Raw genomic sequence first — 19,251 nt, 5'->3', positions numbered from 1 at the left:
CTAACCAATACTAATTGCCCGTGAGGCTTGACCATATAACACCCAAGCAATTTGACTACTCGAAAGAGCATCAGATTGCGGTGTGTGAAGACGAAATGAACCGAAAGTTCGATACTCACAAAACACCGAAAGCTGTCACATACCCAATTTGCTGAAGCGAGGCATTTGCCGCGACTCAGTACCCGAATTTCTTGACGACCATAGAGCATTGGAACCACCTGATCCCATCCCGAACTCAGTAGTGAAACGATGCATCGCCGATGGTAGTGTGGGGTTTCCCCATGTGAGAGTAGGTCATCGTCAAGATTAAATTCCTAGTGAAACGATGCATCGCCGATGGTAGTGTGGGGTTTCCCCATGTGAGAGTAGGTCATCGTCAAGATTAAATTCCAGAACCCCTGTTTGCTAACGCAGACAGGGGTTTTGTTTATGTAGAAGTCCATGAATTTCACCGGACCGTTGCTCACGCAACGCTCTGGTACACAGAATTTCTTGACGACCATAGAGCATTGGAACCACCTGATCCCATCCCGAACTCAGCAGTGAAACGATGCATCGCCGATGGTAGTGTGGGGTTTCCCCATGTGAGAGTAGGTCATCGTCAAGATCAAATTCCGAAACCCCCGTTTGCTAACGCAAGCGGGGGTTTTGTCGTTTTGGGATCCTAAACGGCCTCTCCTGACCGCCTGTCGGTTTCCTACATAAAAAGAAGATGTATCCCACAAATTCCTAAGATTTATCCAACCTTGGCCGAAAGCCTGACGAGCCATGCGTGCACCGAAATAGAGCGGTCGTAGAGTCCGCCTATCCCGTACATGGAATGTTGCATTCGGCACGCTCACCCCCTTTTGGCAAAAAGAAGTCGATGAAATGAATCTCAAGTTCAGTCATAAAATTCTGTTGGCCGCGTCAGGCGTCGTGGTTTTGGCCTTCGCGCTCTTCACGTTGTACAACGACTACCTGCAGCGCAATACCATCAGGCAAAACCTGCAGTCATCCATCCAGCAGTCGGGTGACCTGACTGCCAGCAGCGTGCAGAACTGGCTCAGTGGCCGGGTGCTGGTCCTGGAAAACCTTGCGCAGAACGTTGCTCACCAAGGCAGCAATGCCGACCTGCCCGGCCTGGTTGATCAACCGGCATTCACCTCGAACTTCCAGTTCACATACGTCGGTTCCACCAACGGCGTCTTCACCCAGCGCCCAGACGCGAAAATGCCTGATGGCTACGATCCGCGTCAGCGCCCCTGGTACAAGCAGGCGGTCGCTGCCGATAAACCCATGCTGACGCCGCCTTATATGGCCGCCGTCGGTGGCTTGATCGTCACCATCGCGATGCCGGTCAAGAACAATGGTGAACTGCTGGGTGTAGTGGGTGGCGACTTGAGCCTGCAAACCCTGGTGAAGATCATCAACTCGGTAGACTTCGGTGGCATTGGCCATGCATTTCTGGTCAGTGGCGACGGCCAGGTGATCGTCAGTCCTGATCAGGACCAGGTGATGAAAAACCTCAAGGACATCTATCCAGGCAGCAGCGTCCGTATTGAGAAGCTCAACCAGGATGTCGTTCTCAATGGCCAGGAGCGCATTCTGTCCTTTACCCCGATCAGCGACTTGCCTGGCGCAGATTGGTACATAGGCTTGTCAATCGACAAAGACAAAGCCTACGCCCCCCTGAGTAAATTCCGCACCTCCGCTTTGATCGCGATGTTCATTGCCGTTACAGCGATTGCCGTGCTGCTGAGCCTGTTGATTCAGGTGCTGATGCGTCCGCTGACCACCATGGGCCGTGCGATGCAGGACATTGCCCAGGGCGAAGGCGATCTGACCCGCCGCCTGGTTGTGGAAAGCAAAGATGAATTTGGCGAGCTGGGTGGTGCGTTCAACCAGTTTGTCGAACGTATCCATGCCTCTATCAGTGAAGTGTCTTCGGCGACGAGGCATGTGCACGACCTTTCCCAGCGCGTGATGGCATCGTCCAACGCCTCGATTATCGGCTCGGACGAGCAGAGCGCCCGTACCAACAGCGTGGCCGCGGCCATTAACGAGTTGGGTGCCGCCACCCAGGAAATCGCCCGTAATGCCGCTGACGCCTCGCAACACGCCAGTGGCGCCAGTGAGCAGGCCGATGATGGCCGCCAGGTCGTGGAGAAAACCATCCTGGCGATGTCCGAGTTGTCGCAGAAGATCAGCCTGTCCTGCACGCAGATCGAAACCTTGAATGCCAGTACCGACAACATTGGCCACATTCTCGATGTGATCAAGGGCATCTCCCAGCAAACCAACCTGCTGGCCCTCAACGCCGCGATTGAAGCCGCCCGTGCCGGTGAAGCCGGCCGTGGTTTTGCCGTGGTGGCCGACGAAGTGCGCAACCTGGCTCACCGCACCCAGGAGTCGGCGGAGGAGATCCACAAGATGATCACCTCGTTGCAGATCGGCTCACGCGAAGCGGTCACCACGATGAACGCCAGCCAGGTGTCCAGCGAGGAAAGCGTCGAGGTCGCCAACCAGGCCGGCGAGCGCCTGGTCAGCGTGACCCAGCGCATCGTCGAGATCGACGGCATGAACCAATCGGTAGCAGCTGCCACTGAGGAACAGACTGCCGTGGTGGAGACGCTCAATGTTGATATCAACCAGATCAACCTGCTGAACCAGCAAGGTGTGGCCAACCTCAACGAGACCTTGAAAGACTGTGACGCACTGTCACAACAAGCCAATCGCCTGAAGCAACTGGTCGACAGTTTCAAGATCTGATCACCCGGCGGTAAAGGTGGCGTAGTGCAGCCAGGCACTGCGCCATTTTTTTCAGCCCAGCAATCGGCGCACGTTTCCCAGTGCACGGTCGGCGAAATCCTGGATGAACTGTTCAAACCCCTCTTTATCGCTGGCCTCAAGAGGCTCGGCGATGATGGTCCAGGTGGCGCGCGCCTGGTGCTCCCCGAGCGACTCAACGCTCATCGCCGCCCACAGTCGGGCCACACCCAAGGTGTTATAGATCGTCGTCCAGGTCATGTGCATCGCCTGCGCATCGTGGCTGTTGAGCTGTTCCACGGCGATATTGCCATCGTGGAACCATTTCTTGCGCAGCGCTCCCACGCCGCTGCCGGTCATCGTGATACGTGCCAGGGCAGGAATGAACACGTCAAAGCCCTCGAAGCGGCCCACGACCCTCCACAGTTCGATGGCGCTGCAGGCAATCACCACAGATGACACCAGAGGCCTGCCCAGGGGGTTTTTGATCAACGTATCGGGTTGCAGCTGTCTCATAAGTATTTCCTGATGGCGAAGGTCACAGAAAGCCGATGGCATTGAGGTACTGGCACCCTCTGCGTAACAACGCGGGCTCTTTTTCGGGATACTGCACACCCATCTGCTCAACGCCATGGCGTGCGTTTTCGTGGCGAATCATTGAGATATCGCCAATGTCCTCTCCCAGCCCATTGAGGTAGAACCCGAGCACACCAAAAAGGGCATTCTCGCGATCCACTTCGCGCAGGTGGTGTTGCCAGTCCGCAACGCTTACCAACTCGAATGCATGACCTGCCTGGCGAAATGACTCCACGTAGGTTTCCCACTTCAGGGGCTGCGGATTGTGCAGGTTGAAGACACTCCGCTCGGCAACGCAGTTGCCACTGTGAAAGGCAATGAAACGCGCGAGGAAATCCACCGGCATCAGGTCGAAGTTCAGTTCCAGGCGCGGCACCCGGCCCAATTGCAGCGATCCCTTGAGCATCAGCATCAGGCGGTTTTTGTGCGGTTGGCAGACGCCGTTGCGGCTATTGAAGCTGATGTTCCCGGGCCGGTAGATATTGATCCAGGCACCTTGTCCGGCGGCACGCCCCAAGAGACGCTCAGCCACCCATTTGGACAGGTTGTAGCCGTTCTTGATGTAGAGCGGTGGTGTGCTTGCCGCAGGCGCTTCAAGCACCTGCCCGTCGACCCCGACGCTGCTTGACGCGGAAAGGGTAGAGACGAAATTGAGCACCTTCTTGCAGTGGGTTTCGCACAGGCGCAGGCATTCAAGCACCGGCTCCACGTTGTCCTTGGCTAGCGATGCATAGTCCATGACGTGATTGACGTGGGCCGCACTGTGTACCAGCACCCCGTACTGGCGGGCGAGGTGCTCATAGACCTGCGCCTCCAGCCCCAGGCGAGGCTGGCGCAGGTCGGCGGCGTACACGCGTACCCGGCTCAGGTCCAGGTGTTCCAGGCGGTATTCACACAAGGCTTCGGCAAACCGCGTGGCCGCCGATTGCCCTGGGTTTTCGCGAACCAGGCAGGCGACTTCTGTCGCCCCGGCCACCAGCAAGGCTTCGACGATATGTATCCCCAAAAAGCTGTTGGCGCCGGTCACGATAGCCTTGTGGCGATCACCGGCAAGCTCCCCTGGCAACAGGGCCATGTCCAGCGTGCGTAGCGCATCGCTCATCGCCCGCCCGCTGGGCGCCTCCCCCGGCGCGCTGTCGCCCATCAGTGCGGCGAGGGTCTGCACCGTCGGCGCTTCGATAAACCGGTTGAGGGGCAGGCTGCGCCCATACAACTCGCGAATCCGCAGGAGCATGGTTGAAAGCAGAATAGAGTGACCGCCGAGATGGAAAAAACTGTCGTCAGTCGACATCTCGTTGACCGGTAACCCCAGCAGCTCACTCCACAGCTCAAGCAACTGCGTCTCCACTGGCGTTTGGGGCCGGCGCCGAGGGTTATCCGAGGCGGCGTGCACCGCCAGCGCCAGCAGCGCCTGGCGGTCAACCTTGCCGTTGCTGCCGTACGGCAGGCTGGGTAATTCCTGGCACACAGTCGGCTGCATATAGTCCGGCAGCATTTGCCTGGCATGTTGCTTGAGCGCTGCCAGGGCTGTGCCCGAATAGCCGGGATCGGCGTTTGCCACGAACACCAGGACTCTTCGATCACGGTCAATCACCACCGCAACCTGGCGAAACAGCTGGCTGGTGCGCAAGCACTGCTCAATTTCCTGGGGCTCGACCCGGAACCCTCGGATCTTCACCTGCTGGTCCCGACGTCCAGCCAGTTCGATGCCCTGTTCAGTCCATTTGGCCATGTCACCTGTGCGATAGGCGCGCAAGGTCTGGCCATCGGGCAGTACCAGCGGCACAAAGCTTTCGGCAGTCTGCCGGGGCTGGTTCACGTAACCCAGGCTCACGCCGGGGCCGACGATATACAGTTCGCCCACAACCTGATCCTCGACCGGCTGGCGCTGCTCGTCGAGGATCAGCACCTGGCTGTTGGCGATGGGAGTCCCGAGGTTGAGATTGCTGTCGCCGGCCCGCATCCGATGGCTGCTGACCAGCACCGTGGCCTCCGTGGGGCCATACAGGTTGTGCAAGGCGCATTGCCCGGCCATTTGCTCGATGACATGGGGCTCGCAGGTGTCACCGCCGGTCAGCAGGTGCTCCAGGCCCAGCGGTCGGTCCAGCGGCAACAGGCTCAATAGCGCGGGCGGCAGAAAGGCGTGGCTGACGCGCCGTTGCTGGATCAACTCAACCAACTGGCGAGGGTCGCGGCGCTGTTCTTCACTAGGCACAATCAGGGTTGCGCCCTGGATCAGGGCCGGGAAGAGGTCGAGCAGCGAAGAGTCAAAACTCAAGGACGAAAACTGCAGCACGCGGCTGCATTCACTGAGTTCGACATACTGGCTGTACCACGCAGAGAAATGAGCCAGGTTATGCTGGCTGAGCAACACGCCCTTGGGCTGGCCGGTGGTGCCCGAGGTGTAAAGCACCATGCTGGCGCTATCAGCCGAGGGCGAGGTGAGCGCCAAGGGCGAGCAGTCATCCAGGTGCTGGCTGTCTAAGCGGCTGACATCCACCGCCAGGAAATGCCCGCGCAATGGGTGCTGGCCGTCATCGAGCAACACCATGGCCCCGGCATTCTCCAGCATGGCCCGTTGGCGCGGCAGCGGGTGGCCCGGTTCCAGCGGCAGGTACACGGCGCCGCAGCCCAGGGTTGCGAGGATGCTCGCATACAGCCCGACAGACTTGCCCAGGCAGATACCGACCACCGGCGCCTGCCCAGGCCCGAGCAACGGCTGTAGCACCTGCTGAACAGCCAGGCTGTGCCGCAGCAATTGTCGATAGCTCAGGGTGAGGCCGGCGATCTCCAGGGCCGGTCTGTCGGCGTAGACCCGCAGGCTATGCTCCAACTGTTTGATCAACGGCGTCCGGGCTTTTTGCAGCAGGGCTGGCTCGTCGGTCCGGTTAAGGCGATGCAGGTAGGCCAGTCCCTCCAGGCCTTGCAAGCTTTGTTCTGGGCGGGGGGACGCGCTTGTGCGCTGTGTGAAGTGTCCAGGGTTGCGCGAGAAGCCGCTGACCTGCAGCGTGACCCACTCGACCAGGCGTGCCACGGCCTGGCGCCGCAGCTGTTGACCGTTGCCACTGGAGGGCGGTGGCACGTCCAGCACGGCCAGCAATTGCCGTACGCGGTCATAGCAGCGTATTTGCAGGGCTGGCAGGCCATACTCACTCAAGGGGCCGATGGACAGGCGCAGGCTCATCACGGCCATGCCGGCCAGATCCTGTGCGCCGCTCTGGCTGCCGTCTTCAATCAGCAGGTCAATGGCCGCTGCCTGCGCGGCGAGGTCATGACCATAAGGCTTGAGGGCCTGGCGCAGCTCATGCAAGGCCGCACTGGTACCGACCAGCTTAATCCCAAGGCATCTCATGACTGGCTCCCGGAGGCGGGCAGATAAGCGCTCAGCGCCTGGGCGACACAAGGTGTTTGCAGCAGCCCGCTGCGGCGCAGGAACGCCATGATGTTGCTGATCAGCGGGTGCTGGCGGGTGATGGGGAAGGCCAGGGCGTTGACCTCGACCCGCAAGGCTTCGCGGGCGCTGGGGCTGATATCCAGATGTTCGATCAACCGCAGGTCGAAGTCTTTTTGCAGGTCATTGGTCAAATAGTGTTGCAGGAAGACCGGCAGGACCCGGGCGATACAGCGGTGGTCTTCTTCACTTGCTGTTTGCCAGTAGAGCCGTACCAGGGCGGTCCAGAAGTTGGCGTGGCGGCCCTCGTCAGCCAGATGGTCAGCCATCAACCCCCTGACCGACTGCTTGACGCTGTCGTCCTTGGCAAACGCCGCCACGTCATGGGTGACCGTGTTCTCGGCAATCGCCACGCAAATCAGCTCTACGGCATCCTGTAGATGTGTCGGCGCCTGCGCCAGGGCGGTGGGTATGGCGCGGCTCAACTCGATGGCCGCGGGCAGTTGTAGCGGCGCGATCCCGGTCTTCTCCTGTGTTTGCTGCATGAAGTCCAGGGCGACGAGGGCGTGGTAGTCCTCATCGACCACCACGGTCATGGCGTCGTAGCGGCAGGCCGCAGGGAAGGGGATTGAAAAACGGTTCTTGGCGATGCTCCGTGCGGTTTTATCGACGATCTCGGTTTCAAAGATCACCACGTCATTGATGAATTTGTAGAACGTCTGCACCAGGACAAAATCACGCCACTGCGGGCAATGCTGGAGAAACCCCGCACTGAGTACCAACGGTTGGCGACACAGGGGGTAGATCAACTTGTCGTCATCTTCCAGCAGGCGTCGCGGGCGAGTGCGGATGGTCGCCTGATGCTCCCAGTCGGTCGCGAACGAGCGGTAGTCGGTAGCGTTCACAGGCCTACCTCCTGGCGTCCTGCGCGCAGGCCGTCCCACAAGGCAATGCGGCTCTCCACGGCGCTGAGAGCGGCTTTCCAGGCTTGTTCCCCGTGCAGCGGGCTGGCACCCGCCAACCGCCGGAGCAAGCGCTCTGCGGCCGGCTCATGGCCTTCGGCGTCCAGCTCGATGTGCCGCTGGAGGTAGTAACACAAGCTGGGGGCTTGCCGGTGGGCGACATTGCAGCCCTCAAGGATGCGTTTGAACATCGCCGGGATGACACTTTCGCGGCCATGCAGGAAGGTCGCGGCCACACAATGGGTGGGCGCGTTCAGGGCAACGTCCAGGGTATGCCGGACAAAGCGCTCTACCGCAGGATCAACCGGGATCTGTGCCAAGGCGCTGTCGACGCTTGCACCCTCTCGCTGCAACGCGATGAAGCGTTCGATGGGGGCGGTGCAGGCTCCCACCTCGCGCATGGCCTCCAGGTACAGTTCAAAGTGACTGCCGTGCCCGTCGCCCAGGCGCTGGTCTGATTCTTCGTCCAGGACAATTTCGTTGATCAGCCGGGCGGCCTGCGGGTCTGTCGGTGGCAGCCAGGGCAGGCGCACACAGGTCAGGTCCTGTTGCAGGCGTTTGGTCAGTGTCATGAAGTCCCAGACGGCAAACACATGGTTTTGCATAAAGTGTTGCAGTTGAGGGAAAGAGTTGATTTCCAGGAAAATCGGATGTTCATGTAGTTGTAGTTTTTTATGTCTAAGTAGTTCTTGGAGTTGAAACATGGTCAATGCCCATAAGTCGTGATGTCGACTCAAATGAAAAGTGTGTGAAGCCAAGTGTGTGTTTCTGGTGAGTGCTTTGTTGCCTTGGCGCGGGGCTTTCTCGGTTGGCTTGGTTACCCGGCAAGCAACAAATAGTGACAAAGCACCCAGGTCTTATTGGAAAGAGCGTCGTCCACAGCTGCGCCCAAGCCTGTGCCTGCGTTTTCGACTGAAGTGCCAAGACCAATTAAAGAATAATCACTTGGTTAAGTGTTCAAATAGCTTCTAAGTTTTATAAGGTTTTTTTACAGGAAGGGGAGTGCTGTAATTGAACTTACTGTTCTAAGTAGGAACTTTCCTTGTTGTTTGCGAGTTTTAAGTGGGTGGACTTAACGGGCAGGGTTTGATCCGTTATTGCGTTTGCAACGCTGGACGTTTTCTGCCGGTCAATGTCGAGTCTGTTGGCGCAACCGTCCAGGAAGGGGACGGCAGACATGGGCGGGCTTTGGACGTGGGTGGCGCTTGGTCCTCCAGGCCGCGCGCTTGGCGGCCAAAGCCGGAAGAAATCAACGCGGCCCTTTGTCGTTATCCTGTTCAAGGCTGTTGAGGTAATGAGTGATCACTTCCATCCCTCGCATGAGGTGATTGCGCAGTGTCAGCACACTCTCCTCGACCTTTTTCTGTGCGACCAGGTTCAGCAGTTCGCGATGGTCTTCCTGGGAGGTTTCGCCCAGCCCCATGGCCTCAAGGTTGAAACGCAGGAACCGTTCTTCCTCGTTCAGCCCGTGCTCCACCAGGTTCAGCAGCCGCTGGTTGGGTGCCTTGCCATACAGCGCCATATGGAACAGGCGGTTGAGCCGGCCGATTTCGGTGTAGTCGATTTCGCGCTCCAGGGTGTCGATCAAGGCGCCCGCCTGCTCGATATCGCTCGGGCCCAGCAACGGGATCGATAAGCGCAGCGCCTCCGACTCCAGGAGAATACGCAGGGCGTAGGTCTCTGCCGAGTTATCTTCAATCAGCGGGGCAACCACGGCGCCTTTATGGGTGACAACATGCAGCAGCGACTGCGCCTCCAGTTGGCGCAGGGCTTCGCGCACCGGCATCCGGCTGACGCCAAACAGGCTGGCCAGCTCTTGCTGGCGCATGGCGGTACCGCACGGTAGGCGGCCATCCAGTATGGCGTTGCGCAATGTTTCTTCAATAACGGAGCGAGCGAGGTGAGCGGGAATGGGCCCACTGATCTTGATGCTGCTCAAAGGGTTCGGCTTGTGCGTCACGACTACGCTATCCTCCTTTCTTGTTGGAGTGGGTTTGGCTAATTGGATCCAAAGAACACTAGAGATTGCATGCAGGCTTGTCAAACAAGCAAGGTTTCCCTTTGTAAGCAACTCAACAGCGCGGTTTTTCTTCGCACATTATGGCTTGCTGGCGCCTTACAGGGCGCAATTGCTTTAGCTGAATGGGCACTGGGTGATTGCACTGTGCCATTGTTTTTTGCTGGCCGACCCTTCACCATCGCTTGATTCTCCGTCACTTTCCACGGACTGAAGCCATTGGCGGTACGTTTTGCTCCCTCGCGGATCCTGTGCTGGCTGTTTTCAGCACTGCTGCTGGCTGGCTTACTGCCTGGCGGGCTGCATGCCGATTGGGATTTCTCCCAGATCAGCCGGCGCGCCACCACGCTCTATGGGCCGCTGGGCGCAGGCCAGCAGCGTATTGACGACTGGCAGCAACTGCTGGCGACGCAAAAGCAAGGCAGCGAGCTAGAGCAACTCAAGGTGGTCAACCTGTTCTTCAACAAGCGGGTGCGCTATGTCGAGGATATCGACTTGTGGAACCAGGTCGATTATTGGGAAACCCCCATCGAAGCCTTGTGGAAAGGCGCCGGGGATTGTGAAGACTACGCCATCGCCAAGTATTTCAGCCTGCGTCACCTGGGCGTCTCCAGCGACAAATTGCGCATTACCTACGTCAAGGCATTGCGGCAGAATCGCGCCCATATGGTCTTGACCTATTATTCGACACCAGAGGCCATGCCGCTGGTACTCGACAGCCTGATCGATGAAATCCAGCCTGCCAGCCAACGGACCGACTTGCTGCCGGTCTATTCCTTCAACGCCGCAGGCTTGTACCTGCCCGGCGCCAAGGGCAACAAAAAGGTGGGCGACACCAAGCGCCTGTCGCGCTGGCAGGATGTGTTGAAAAAAATGCGTGCGGAAGGCTTCCCTGCCGAGTCGGCCAACTAGGAGTAACTGTTCAGATGTCACTGTTCAAACAGCTGTTGATCGCTATCTGTCTGTTCCTGGTGGTCGCCTTCAGCGGCAGCTTCATGGTCAGCCTGGAAAGCTCGCGCGCCCAATACGTGAACCAACTGCGCTCCCATGCGCAGGACGCGGCGACCGCCCTGGCGCTGTCCCTGACACCCAATATCGACGACCCGGCGATGGTCGAGCTGCTGGTCAGCTCGATCTTCGACAGCGGTTACTACGCAAGCATCCGCGTGGTCGATGTGACCAATGACCAGGTCATCGTCGAGCGCAGCGGTATCCCCGACCACAATGGCGTGCCCGACTGGTTCGTCAAGCTGATCGGCCTGGAGCCGGCCGGTGGCGATGCCCTGGTCAGCCGTGGCTGGGAACAGGCGGCGCGGGTCGAGGTGGTCAGCCATCCGATGTTCGCCCTGGCCAAGCTGTGGCAGAGCGCCCTGGGCAGCCTGGGCTGGCTGCTGTTGTGCGGCGCGGTGAGTGCGGTGCTGGGCGCGCTGTTGCTGCGCCGGCAACTCAAGCCTTTGGACTACATGGTCAAGCAGTCCCACGCCATTGCCCGCCGCGAGTTCCTGAGCCTGCCGGATCTGCCGCGCACCCCGGAACTGCGCCGCGTGGTGCAGGCGATGAACCAGATGGTGGAAAAGCTCAAGGCACTGTTCCAGGAACAGGCCGAGCGCAGCGAAAAGCTGCGGGTGGAGTCCTATCAGGACAACCTCACCGGCCTGGCCAACCGTCGTTACTTCGAGATGCAACTCAATGCGCGGGTCAGCAATCCCGAAGAGACCAGTTCAGGCTACTTGCTGGTGCTGCGGGTCAAGGACCTGGCGGGCCTCAACCAGCGCCTCGGCGGCCAGCGTACCGACCAGTTGCTACAGGCGGTTGGCGAGCAACTGCTGCGCCAGTGTGAGCCGTACCCGGAAACCCACAACCTGGTCACCCGTATCCGCGGTGGCGAGTTTGCCGTGCTGGCGCCGGGGCTGATGCGGGAAGAGGCGTTGCAGCTGGCACAGAACCTGGAAAGCACCCTGCAAAGCCTGCAAGCCACTGGCGCCAGTGACGTGTCGCCGGTCGCCTGTATCGGCCTGGCGCCCTTCAGCCACGGTGATTCGCCGCAAGCCCTGCTGACCCTGGCCGACCAGGCGCTGGCCCAGGCCGAAACCCTGGGCGATGTCAGCTGGGTCTGCCTGGATCACAGTGCCGCGGCCAGTGTCGGCGACGATCACCACGCCTGGCACTCCCTGTTGGACCAGGCACTGACCCAACAGCGTTTCGAGCTGTACTTCCAGCCGGTGGTGGCCAGCCAGGATCCGCAACGGATCCTGCATTACAAAGTGCTCTCGCGCTTGGTTGACGACCAGGGCCATACGATCCCGGCCGGACGTTTCCTGCCCTGGCTTGAGCGGTTCGGCTGGACGGCACGCCTGGACCGGTTGATGCTGGAGCTGGTGCTGCAACAGATGGCCAGCCACAAGCATTCGCTGGCCCTGAACCTGTCTGCGGCCACGCTGGCCGACCCGCAAGCCCTGAATCGCGTGTTCGAGCTGCTACGCCAACATGCCAACCTGGGCCCGCGCCTGACCCTGGAAATCGGTGAAGAGCAATTGCCCGAGCAGGCCGTGCTGGAGCAGTTGACCCGGCGCCTGCGGGAGCTGCACTTCTCCCTCAGCCTGCAACGCTTTGGCGGGCGCTTCAGCATGATCGGCAACCTGGCGCGTCTGGGCCTGGCCTACCTGAAGATCGATGGCAGCTATATCCGCGATATCGACCAGGAATGCGACAAGCGCCTGTTTATCGAAGCCATCCAGCGCGCAGCCCACAGCATCGACTTGCCGCTGATTGCCGAGCGGGTCGAAACCGAGGGTGAGTTGCAGGTGATTCGTGAGATGGGGATCTTCGGTGTGCAGGGCCAGCTGTTTGGCGAACCGGCGCCCTGGCGTTGAGGCCGCAGGCCGGCCTCAGATCAGGCCGGTCTCATCATCATTGATCAGGTGGCTCAGGCCACCCAGTGATTCCCGGGCGTTGCTACGGTCCTTGAGCTTGGCTTGCGCGGCGACCGGCAAGTCCGTCAGGTTGATCACGCCTTTCTGGATCAGCACCTGAATCAAGTCTTCCAGCACCCGGATCATCTCCGCGTCACTGTGCTTGAGCTGCTTGAGGCTCAGCTCGGCTTCTTCATTGGCGAACCAGGCCTGGATCTCATGGTGATCCGCTGGCAGGGTGCCCGTCGATTCGGCGAAGGCGACCGCTTCGGCGCGAATCAGCTCACCCTGTGCATCACGTTGCACGTAGAACATTGAACATCCCTCATGAGCAGAACTGACGACAGCCTGTCAGCAGCATAGGCCAACGGCGTGCGATTGGGCATGAGTATGCCGTGCAATCGTTGCCCCATGCCAGTGAACGGTGGCCGCAAATGAATCGGCCGCCTCAAGAGGCGGCCGGGTCATGGGTGCATTAGGTGTGATCGACCTTGATGGTCGGGTCAGCACCACTGATCAACGAATTGATCGTCTGGCCGGACCAGTTGTTGCCTTCGAGCTTGATCGTCACATCCGCGTTGGCCAGGCCGCCGGCGGCGTTGAGCTTGCCTTCGGAGCTGATCTGCAGCGTGGTCACGTTATCCACCGTGGTCAACTTCAGGAAGTTGTCGATGGTGCTGTCGGTTTCGCCTTTGAGCAGGTCGCGCAGGTCGATCCGGTCGCCTTCCGAGGCCTTGAAGTCCTTGATCACATCGTTGCCGACGTCACCGGATCTCCAGATGAAGGTATCGGCACCCGTGCCGCCGATCAGGATGTCATTGCCCTGGCCGCCGATCAGCGTGTCGTTGCCGGTCCCGCCCAACAGGATGTCGTTGCCCTTGCCACCGTCCAGGTAGTCGTTGCCGCCCTGGCCGAACAGGATGTCATCACCCGAGCCACCCAGCAGGGTGTCATTACCGTCCTTGGCACCCGAAGTGTTGAACTCGTTGTAATGCTCGGTGATGTACTTGTGCACATCCTGGCCGGTGACTGCCGACACGGCCACGCCGTTTTTCCCGGCCACGTAGGACTGGATAGCGTTGTAGCCCTCGCCGGTAACGCCCGGGAAGCTCACCAGGTCGCCGAACAGGATGTCGTTGCCGTCACCCCCATCGACACGGTCGGCACCCGGCAGGGTGGCCTCGCTGCTCCCGAGGATGGCGTTGGCCAGGTCCTTGGGATCGATGTTGGCTTGTGGCTTGTTGTCGCTGTCGTACGGTGCCAACTGCTCCAGGCCGACCCCGCTTTTAAGGCCGATGGCTTCTACGCCACCTGTGGACAGGCCTTTGAGCAGCGCGAACGCGTTCTGGGAGTTGGTAGTGGTGGCTGTATCGGTGTAGTTGCCATAACCGTCACGAACGGATGTCTCATAGGTGCCATCCCCTTGTGCGTGGATGGTCCCCCGGTCGTACGCTGTGCCGTAGTACCAGAGGGTCACCTTACCGACAGAGTTGATCTCAAGGGAGATATTCGACTCGATATTGATCCGGGTGGCGGTACCTAAGGTGTAGTTGTTCATGTTAACGACGTCATCAAGCTTGACGTTGCCGTACAAGGTCGGGTTGGTCTGCTCAGCACGCTGATAGAACGTCGGTTCACCATCAGTGATGAAGTATGTGGTGTTGATTGCGCCAGTGTTGCCAGTCGCCAGGCCACTTTTGAAGAAGTTGGATGCCGCCTTGAACACGTCTTCGTAGTTGGTGCCGCCGGTCGACACCATCTTATCCAGGACTTTCTGCAGCGCATCCAGTGCACCCGGGTCTTTCAGGTTGACTGTAACCGTGCGATTGACCTGGTCACTGAAGTCCGCCAGGAAGATATTCACGGTGCCAGATGTGCTGGAGCCAATGCTGTCTTTCAGCGAGTTGAACACGGTAGTCAACGAGGCTTTCGCCGCCGCTACCGAGTCTGAACCCATACTGCCCGACGTATCGATCATGAACGCGATGTTGTAGTTCTTGCCCTGGACTACGTTCAGGCCAGAAACGTCCGCCACGATGATATCGTTGCCACTGGTACCGGCAACATTGTCATCGCCGGAGGTCGCCGTGGTCCCGCTATAGGTGGCCGGGTATACCTTGACCGGCAATTGGGCAACGGTTTGGGCCGAGCCGCCGAGGCTTTCGGTGGAGGTCGAGGTCACGGTCAGGTTGTACTGGCCGCTGGTGTAAGGCAGTGGCTTGAGGCTCAGGTTGTTGAGGTTCCAGCCGGTGACGTCCACTTCGGTCTGGCCATTGGTGGCCGTGAAGGTATGCCCGGCACCGTCGCTGAGCACTGCGCCCACCGGGATGCTGCCGATCTTCACGCTCAGGGTTTCCGAACCGTCGGTATCGGTCAGGCCGGTGGTGACTTTGCTCAGCTTGACGGTGCCGTTTTCCAGCCCTTCATTGAGCTTGTACGCGTCGTAGTAGCCCTGGCCATTGGTGCCGTGCAGGTCAGACACCTGGGCCCCGGCGTTGATCAGGTCATTGACCCCGGTGTAGATCGGGATATTGGTGTTGCTCAGGTTCGTGGTCGCACCACCGTTGACCGACAGGTTGACGTCATAGCTACCGGCACCCGCCTGGTTGGCATGGTAGATATCAATGCTGTAGTAGCCATTGCTGGTCGGCGTGTAAGTGCCGCTGAACTGGCCGGAGTTCGAGCCCCAGGTGCCGCTGGCCACGTCTTTGCCACCGACGTTGATCAGGATGCTGTCATCGCCATAGCCGCTGAAGGTATAGGTCTTGCCGGCTTCCAGGTAGATCAGGCCGGAGGTCTTCGACCCCGCGCCGCCCGGTACGTCAGCAGTCGATGCAACGTCGGTGGCAATCGTCGTGCTGTTTGGCGTGCCCGCTTTGTCGATCGCATTTTTCAGCACGGTCGGCGAGGCGCCATTGCCGTTGGTACCCAGGTTGGCAATGCTGTTCCAGCTCTGCTTGGTCAGGCCGACCGAGGCGATGTTGTTGTCGGCAACGCTCAAGGTTGGCGCATCCGCAACCGGAGTGATATCGACTTTCACGGTAGTGCTGGTGCCCAGATCCTTGCCATCGGTGGGCTGGAACTTGAACTGTGCGTAGTCCGCCTGCTTGTTGCCCACGCCTGTGCCGCCGTAGCCGTCGGCCCCGGATTCGTTGGCATTTGGCGTGAAACGCAGTTGGCCGCCGTCGATCTGCGCCTTGGTGAAGGTCTGGCCGGCGGTCACGTTGGTCCAGGTGGTGCCGTCTGCTGCCAGGTACTGCAGCTTGCCGGCCACTGGCAGTTCGGTGATTTTCACCCCGAGGCTGGCCTGCGGAGAATCCACATCGCTGACCCCGAAATTGGCCCAGGTCAGCTTCAGCGACGTGTCTTCGGTGCCGGTGATGGCACTGCCAGTGGCAACCGGTGCGTCGTTGACTGCCACCACGTTGACCGTGGTGGTTGCCACGTTCGAGTAGTTACCGCCGTCGGTCACGGTCACGGTAATGGTCCGTGGCGTGGTGCTCGGGTCGTCGCTGCTGTTGTTGAACGTGATGTTCTTGATCTGCTGCATGTAGTCAGCCAGCGACGCCGTACCGGTGAGGGTCAGGGTGATCTTGCCGGTGGCAGGGTCCGTGGCCGAGGTCACGTTGATGCCGGGGACGTTGCTATAGCTCAGCGAGTCGTTCGGCTGAGTATTGGTCAGCACCACCGTGGCGCCAGTCAGTTGGGTGCTGTCCGGGTCGGTGATCTTGATATCCGTGTCAGCAATCGACACGCCAGTGCCGCCTTCGGTGAACGTGGTCTTGAAGTCGTTCCCGGTGGCGCCGCTGGAGTTGTTGGCATCCAGGTCGATGGCCGGTGGTGCATCGTTATCGATAATCGACGTTTCGACTTTACCGTTGGTAGGGCTGACCACCAGGTTCTCGAAGTTGCCGCCGGAAGTGCCCGAGATGCTGATCTCGAACTTCTCCGTAGGCTCGGTCAGCTTGTCGTCGAGGGTCTTGATATCGAACGTCGCGCTGCTTTGGCCGGCCGGAATCTTCACGGTGTACACACCGGTGAAGTCGGAACCGTCCTGGGCCACGCCTTTATACGAGAGGGTCACCGTGACTTCAGTGTCCGCCGGTTGGGTCAGGTTCAACGTGTAGTGAGCGGTCTGGCCTTCGGTCACCGAGGCATCGCCCGCGATACTGATCACGGTGTTGTTCGTCACGTCCGTCACCTTGGTGACCACTGGCGTGCCGACCACGATCAGGTTTTCATACTTGTCGCCACCGCTGACCACATTGGTGATCTTGGCGGAAATATCCTTGGCGCCCACGTAGAAGTCATTCGGCGCGGTGAAGTTGGCAGTACTGCTGGTCTTGCCATTGCCGATGGTAATGCTCAAGCCGTTGTCCAGCTTGACCACCAGGTCGGAGCCGACGTTGGTCACGGCCGCTCCGTTCTTGTCCACCAGGCTGGCGGTGTAGACGATCTGGCCGCCTTCGGCGACGCTGGTGGTGGTGGCCGTCAGCACAACTTTCACATCGTCGATGGTGTCGTTGATGGTGGTGGTTGCGCCATTGCCTGCGACTACGAGTTTCTCGAAGTTGCCACCGGCGGTGTCAGTGATCTTGACGGTCTGGGTGCTCTTGTCGATGAACACGTCATCGCCTGGAGCATCAACTGTCACGGTACCGACGGTTTCACCGGCCTTGATGGTGATGGTTTGTTTGTTATCGAGGGTCAAGGTGACGTCGGTGTCAGCCTTGTTGCTCAAGGTGGCGGTGTAGGTGATCTTGCCGCCTTCGTTGACGGCGCTTGGCGCGGTCAGGGTGACAGTAGTGGTGTTATCGGTGCCCGGTGTGTCAGTGACAGTTGTGGTGACCTTGTCGGTACCCGGCACCAGGTTCTCGAAGTGCTCACCACCGGTAACTTCTTTAATACCGGTAGTAACGGTTTGATCACCTTTGTACACATCATCTGGAGCCACAACCGAAACAGTACCGCTCGATTGGTTCACACCGATGGTGATGACCTGCTTGTTATCCAGGGTGATAGTCAACGGGCCGGTGGTATTCAGCACCGGTGTGCCGTTTTTATCCACAAGCGTGGCGGTGTAGACGATCTGGCCGCCTTCGCCCACGGTTTTGGTCGCGGTCAGGACTACATCGACCTTGTCGATAGTGTCGTTGATGGTGGTTGTTGCGCCATTGCCTGCGACTACGAGCTTCTCGAAGTTACCGCCAGCGGTGTCGGTGATCTTGACGGTCTGGGTGCTCTTGTCGATGAATACGTCATCGCCAGGGGCATCCACCGTCACGGTACCGATGGTTTCACCGGCCTTGATGGTGATGGTTTGTTTGTTGTCGAGTGTCAGGGTGACGTCGGTGTCAGCCTTGTTGCTCAAGGTGGCGGTGTAGGTGATCTTGCCACCTTCGTTGACGGCGCTTGGCGCGGTCAGAGTGACGGTGGTGGTGTTATCGGTGCTCGGGGTATCCGTCACGACGGTGGTGACTTTATCGGTACCTGGAACCAGGTTTTCAAAGTGCTCGCCGCCAGTTACTTCCTTGATGCCGGTAGTAACAGTCTGGTCGCCTTTGTACACATCATCCGGTGCTACAACCGAAACAGTACCGCTCGATTGGTCCACACCGATGGTGATGACCTGCTTGTTATCCAGGGTGATCGTCAACGGACCAGTGGTGTTCAGCACCGGTGTGCCGTTTTTATCCACCAGGGTCGCGGTGTAGACGATCTGGCCGCCTTCACCCACGGTTTTAGTGGCCGTCAGGACTACATCGACCTTGTCGATGGTGTCGTTGATGGTGGTGGTTGCGCCATTGCCTGCGACTACGAGCTTCTCGAAGTTACCGCCAGCGGTGTCGGTGATCTTGACGGTCTGGGTGCTCTTGTCGATGAATACGTCATCGCCAGGGGCATCCACCGTCACGGTACCGATGGTTTCACCGGCCTTGATGGTGATGGTTTGTTTGTTGTCGAGTGTCAGGGTGACGTCGGTGTCAGCCTTGTTGCTCAAGGTGGCGGTGTAGGTGATCTTGCCACCTTCGTTGACGGCGCTTGGCGCGGTCAGAGTGACGGTGGTGGTGTTATCGGTGCTCGGGGTATCCGTCACGACGGTGGTGACTTTATCGGTACCTGGAACCAGGTTTTCAAAGTGCTCGCCGCCAGTTACTTCCTTGATGCCGGTAGTAACAGTCTGGTCGCCTTTGTACACATCATCCGGTGCTACAACCGAAACAGTACCGCTCGATTGGTCCACACCGATGGTGATGACCTGCTTGTTATCCAGGGTGATCGTCAACGGACCAGTGGTGTTCAGCACCGGTGTGCCGTTTTTATCCACCAGGGTCGCGGTGTAGACGATCTGGCCGCCTTCACCCACGGTTTTAGTGGCCGTCAGGACTACATCGACCTTGTCGATGGTGTCGTTGATGGTGGTGGTTGCGCCATTGCCTGCGACTACGAGCTTCTCGAAGTTACCGCCAGCGGTGTCGGTGATCTTGACGGTCTGGGTGCTCTTGTCGATGAATACGTCATCGCCTGGAGCGTCAACTGTCACGGTACCGACAGTTTCACCGGCCTTGATGGTGATGGTTTGTTTGTTATCGAGGGTCAAGGTGACGTCGGTGTCAGCCTTGTTGCTCAAGGTGGCGGTGTAGG

The 19,251-nt window shown here is 59.3% G+C and carries 10 protein-coding genes and 2 rRNA genes; 5 read left to right on the top strand and 7 right to left on the bottom strand.

Features of this window, described 5'->3' with window-relative positions; genetic code table 11:
- Positions 1–190 precede the first annotated feature (190 nt).
- From rrf (AO268_RS28050) to AO268_RS28035, 3 genes are all read left to right on the top strand, one after another.
- Positions 191–306, top strand: a 5S ribosomal RNA gene (gene rrf, locus AO268_RS28050).
- 185 nt (positions 307–491) lie between these two features.
- A 5S ribosomal RNA gene (gene rrf / locus AO268_RS28040) occupies positions 492–607 on the top strand.
- 263 nt (positions 608–870) lie between these two features.
- Entirely contained in the window at positions 871–2,751 is a 1,881-nt protein-coding gene (locus AO268_RS28035; protein ID WP_076961961.1) for a methyl-accepting chemotaxis protein, read from the top strand.
- A 51-nt stretch (positions 2,752–2,802) separates the two neighbouring features.
- On the opposite strand, the gene AO268_RS28030 is transcribed toward AO268_RS28035, so the two are convergent.
- The 5 genes from AO268_RS28030 to AO268_RS28010 all read right to left on the bottom strand — a co-directional run bounded on the left by AO268_RS28030 (position 2,803) and on the right by AO268_RS28010 (position 9,637).
- Positions 2,803–3,264: an SRPBCC family protein gene (locus AO268_RS28030; protein ID WP_076961962.1), complete on the bottom strand. Its 462-nt coding sequence runs from the start codon at positions 3,262–3,264 to the stop codon at positions 2,803–2,805.
- Positions 3,265–3,286: 22 nt separating this feature from the next.
- Positions 3,287–6,676, bottom strand: a complete 3,390-nt coding sequence (locus tag AO268_RS28025; protein ID WP_099170518.1) for an amino acid adenylation domain-containing protein — start codon at positions 6,674–6,676, stop codon at positions 3,287–3,289.
- A complete protein-coding gene (locus AO268_RS28020) occupies positions 6,673–7,620 on the bottom strand; it encodes a diiron oxygenase (RefSeq protein WP_099170517.1) in 948 nt (315 codons plus the stop codon). The genes AO268_RS28025 and AO268_RS28020 overlap by 4 nt, the downstream gene beginning before the upstream one ends.
- The gene (locus tag AO268_RS28015; protein ID WP_076961965.1) at positions 7,617–8,381 is read right to left on the bottom strand and encodes a DUF3050 domain-containing protein; all 765 of its coding nucleotides are present in this window, start codon (positions 8,379–8,381) and stop codon (positions 7,617–7,619) included. Before AO268_RS28015 ends, AO268_RS28020 begins: the two co-directional genes overlap by 4 nt.
- A gap of 545 nt (positions 8,382–8,926) precedes the next feature.
- Positions 8,927–9,637: a GntR family transcriptional regulator gene (locus AO268_RS28010; RefSeq protein ID WP_076961966.1), complete on the bottom strand. Its 711-nt coding sequence runs from the start codon at positions 9,635–9,637 to the stop codon at positions 8,927–8,929.
- A gap of 276 nt (positions 9,638–9,913) precedes the next feature.
- Here AO268_RS28010 and lapG point away from each other — a divergent pair, with 276 nt between their 5' ends.
- Both lapG and lapD read left to right on the top strand, forming a co-directional pair.
- On the top strand, positions 9,914–10,606 hold the full coding sequence (lapG, locus tag AO268_RS28005; protein WP_076961967.1) for a cysteine protease LapG: 693 nt from the start codon (positions 9,914–9,916) through the stop codon (positions 10,604–10,606).
- A 14-nt stretch (positions 10,607–10,620) separates the two neighbouring features.
- Positions 10,621–12,567 (top strand): cyclic di-GMP receptor LapD, encoded by a 1,947-nt coding sequence (gene lapD / locus AO268_RS28000; protein WP_099170516.1) that lies wholly within the window; start codon positions 10,621–10,623, stop codon positions 12,565–12,567.
- A 15-nt stretch (positions 12,568–12,582) separates the two neighbouring features.
- Here lapD and AO268_RS27995 read toward each other — a convergent pair whose 3' ends face one another.
- Together AO268_RS27995 and AO268_RS33365 are read right to left on the bottom strand one after the other, a co-directional pair.
- A complete protein-coding gene (locus AO268_RS27995) occupies positions 12,583–12,921 on the bottom strand; it encodes a tryptophan synthase subunit beta (protein WP_076961969.1) in 339 nt (112 codons plus the stop codon).
- A gap of 160 nt (positions 12,922–13,081) precedes the next feature.
- Positions 13,082–19,251 (bottom strand): immunoglobulin-like domain-containing protein (locus AO268_RS33365; RefSeq protein WP_257154470.1); only part of this gene is annotated, 6,170 nt, incomplete at its 5' end.

It is taken from the genome of Pseudomonas sp. ICMP 8385 (assembly GCF_002699915.1).
In the GTDB taxonomy this organism is placed as follows: Bacteria; Pseudomonadota; Gammaproteobacteria; order Pseudomonadales; family Pseudomonadaceae; genus Aquipseudomonas; species Aquipseudomonas gessardii.
The sequence above is the reverse complement of the archived record's forward strand: the minus strand, read 5'-3'. Positions and strand labels throughout refer to the sequence as shown.